Origin of the sequence: Intestinibacillus massiliensis (assembly GCF_900155735.1) — a bacterium.
GTDB lineage: Bacteria > Bacillota > Clostridia > Oscillospirales > Butyricicoccaceae > Intestinibacillus > Intestinibacillus massiliensis.
This window is the reverse complement of record NZ_LT707058.1, coordinates 193,948-196,287: the sequence shown is the minus strand read 5'-3', so window position 1 is coordinate 196,287 and position 2,340 is coordinate 193,948. Positions and strand designations below refer to the sequence as shown.

The 2,340-nt window shown below is 65.4% G+C and carries 5 protein-coding genes and 1 pseudogene; all 6 read right to left on the bottom strand.

Annotated elements, in window-relative coordinates; all coding sequences use genetic code 11:
* Positions 1–220 (bottom strand): hypothetical protein (locus CZ203_RS07925; RefSeq protein ID WP_143436174.1); only part of this gene is annotated, 220 nt, incomplete at its 3' end.
* A 203-nt stretch (positions 221–423) separates the two neighbouring features.
* Positions 424–807: an NAD(P)/FAD-dependent oxidoreductase gene (locus CZ203_RS07920; RefSeq protein ID WP_087065582.1), complete on the bottom strand. Its 384-nt coding sequence runs from the start codon at positions 805–807 to the stop codon at positions 424–426.
* A 19-nt stretch (positions 808–826) separates the two neighbouring features.
* Entirely contained in the window at positions 827–1,261 is a 435-nt protein-coding gene (locus tag CZ203_RS07915; protein ID WP_200809457.1) for an acyl-CoA thioesterase, read from the bottom strand.
* 20 nt (positions 1,262–1,281) lie between these two features.
* Positions 1,282–1,647, bottom strand: coding sequence for an arsenate reductase family protein (locus CZ203_RS07910; RefSeq protein ID WP_087065580.1), 366 nt, complete (start codon positions 1,645–1,647; stop codon positions 1,282–1,284).
* Between the two features lie 49 nt (positions 1,648–1,696).
* Positions 1,697–2,032, bottom strand: coding sequence for an arsenate reductase family protein (locus CZ203_RS07905; protein WP_087065579.1), 336 nt, complete (start codon positions 2,030–2,032; stop codon positions 1,697–1,699).
* A gap of 16 nt (positions 2,033–2,048) precedes the next feature.
* Positions 2,049–2,340 (bottom strand): annotated as a pseudogene (locus tag CZ203_RS07900) (translation elongation factor G); the annotation flags it as partial.

Below are 2,340 nucleotides of genomic sequence, written 5' to 3'. Positions count from 1 at the left end.
GCACGAGCATGACGACGGCTTCCGCGCGCGTCGGCGTGCGCGCAAGCTCATAGACGGGCGTGCCGTCCGGCTGCGTCCCCGTGCCCTTGAACAGGCCGAGGGTATACAGCGCGCCCGCCGATTCCACCGCCGTCCGCGATACGGCAATCGCCTGCGGCAGCAGGGCTGCAAGCAGGGAAAAGGCCAGGAAAAAACTCAAAAATCGCTTTTTAGACACCATTTGCGCCCCCTTCCGGTTACATGGATGCCTGTTAAATATAGGATAGCAAATGCGTGGGGAAAAGTAAAGGGGAAGGCGCAAACCCGCCCCAAAAGGGCGTAAAAAAAGGCCTGCCGCCGGCAGGCCTTTTCCGCTGTCCCAACCATCCCCAACCATCCCCAGCCAAACCCGGGCAGGGTTGGGGGACCCGTCCCGTTTACGGCTTACTTGAGGGAACGCACATATTTCGCCGCGGACATGCCCGCGACCGCGCCCTCATGCACCGCCTTGACGATCTGCTTGAGGCCGCCCGTGCAGTCGCCCGCGGCAAACAGCCCGGGCACGTTGGTGGCCATATCCGCATCGACCACGATCCGGTTGCCCTCGGTCAGCGCGCCCAGCTTGCGCGCAAGCGCGTCGCTGCCCGCCACGCCGACCGCGATAAACACGCCCGCTATGGGCAGGCTGTCGCCGTCCGCAAAGAGCGCGGCGGCCACGGCCTTGTCGCCCTCCACGGCTTGCAACTTGCGCCCGTCGGCCTTCAGCCCCTCCGGCAGGCCGCCGGGGACCGGCATGCCGTCCGTCAGCAGGGTGACCGACCCCGCCACCGGCAGCAGCTCTGCGGCCTCATGCAGGGCATACTGGCCGTTGCNCCCCGGCGCTCCAGCCCTCCGCCAGCGCGGCGAACACCCGGTCAATCTCCGGATAGGCGCGCGGCAGGCGCAGCGGCCGGAAGGTGTTGCCCGATACGAAGCAGTGGCGGGTCTCGCCGGTCGCGCAGGTTTCGCCGGTCGCGGCGCGCTCCAGGCGGTAACGCAGCGTGACGCGCAGCCCGGTGTATTCGCACAGCGCGACCTGCACGCGGATGCGCTCATCAAACCCCACCGATTTCTTGTAAGCGCATTGGCTCTCGAGCACGGGCATCTGCACGCCAAGCTCCTCCATCTTCGCATAGGAGAAGCCGAGCTGCCCCAGCAGGTCGACGCGCGCCTCCTCAAAGAAGCGCAGGTAATTGGAGTGGTGGATGACGCCCATGCGGTCGGTCTCATAGTAGTGCGTCATGCGCTCGTAGGGACGGATGGTCATGCCTCCGCCCCCAGGGCGCGCGCCCACTCGGCCTCCTTGAAGCCGACCAGTACCGTCCCGTCGTCCGCCACCAGCAGCGGGCGCTTGACCATCATGCCGTCCGAGGCCAGCAGGGCGAACTGCTCGTCCTCCGGCATATCCGGCAGCTTGGCGGAAAGCCCCATGCCGCGGTAAAGCTGGCCGGAGGTATTGAAAAACCGTTTGAGCGGCAGGCCGCTCGCCTGCCGCCAGGCGCGCAGCTCATCGGCGGCCGGGTTCTGCTCCTTGATATGGCGCACCGTGTAGGCGACGCCGTGCGCATCCAGCCATTTTTGCGCCTTCTGGCAGGTGGTGCACTTGGGGTAGCAAATGAAAGTATACATATCGCATCACGCCTTTCTGTAATATTATTATTCCGATATACGTTCCGTATTATTCCCAGCCCTCCCAGACCTCCGGGCAATAGCCCACGGTGGCCTGTTTGCCGTTGCGGACGACCGGCGTACGCAAAAGCATCGGGTTTTCCAGCAGCTTTTCGACCTTGTCCTCCTCGTAGGCGAGGTAGGCGAGCGAGGCCGCGTCCTTCGCCTTGGGGTCGACCATCGCGTCCAGCCCGCCGACGGCGCGGCGCACCGCGTCGAACTCGCCGCGGCTCATGCCCTTCTGGCGCAGGTCGATGGCCTGGAACTTGACCCGGCGCTCCTTAAACCAGCGCTCGGCCTTCTTGGTGTCAAAGCACTTGGGCTTGCCGAAAATCTGTATATTCATGTCGGTTCCCCTCCTGTTAGGTTGGTTTGGGCGGGCGGCAGTGCATCTTGGCCGGCGCCTCGTCCCACTTGACCGGATAGCCCGCGCCATGGCTGCAAAAGACCGAATCCGGCGTGTGCGCGAGGTCGCGTGTAGGCTCGTAGCCATAGCGTGCGACGACTTCGTCCGTGTTGTGGCAGGGCGCCCAATCCCCCGGCGCGACCGACAGGCTGCCGCGCCCGTGCGTATAGGCCGCGAATTCCGCCGGGTAATCGAGGAATTCCCCCGCGGGCACCAGCGCGCGCACGATGCTGCGCCCGGCGTGCGCC

Bases quoted from the DNA above. Each gene is read 5' to 3' on its own strand.
- CZ203_RS07910 (WP_087065580.1), bottom strand. From the start codon at position 1,647: ATGTATACTTTCATTTGCTACCCCAAGTGCACCACCTGCCAGAAGGCG.
- CZ203_RS07905 (WP_087065579.1), bottom strand. From the start codon at position 2,032: ATGAATATACAGATTTTCGGCAAGCCCAAGTGCTTTGACACCAAGAAG.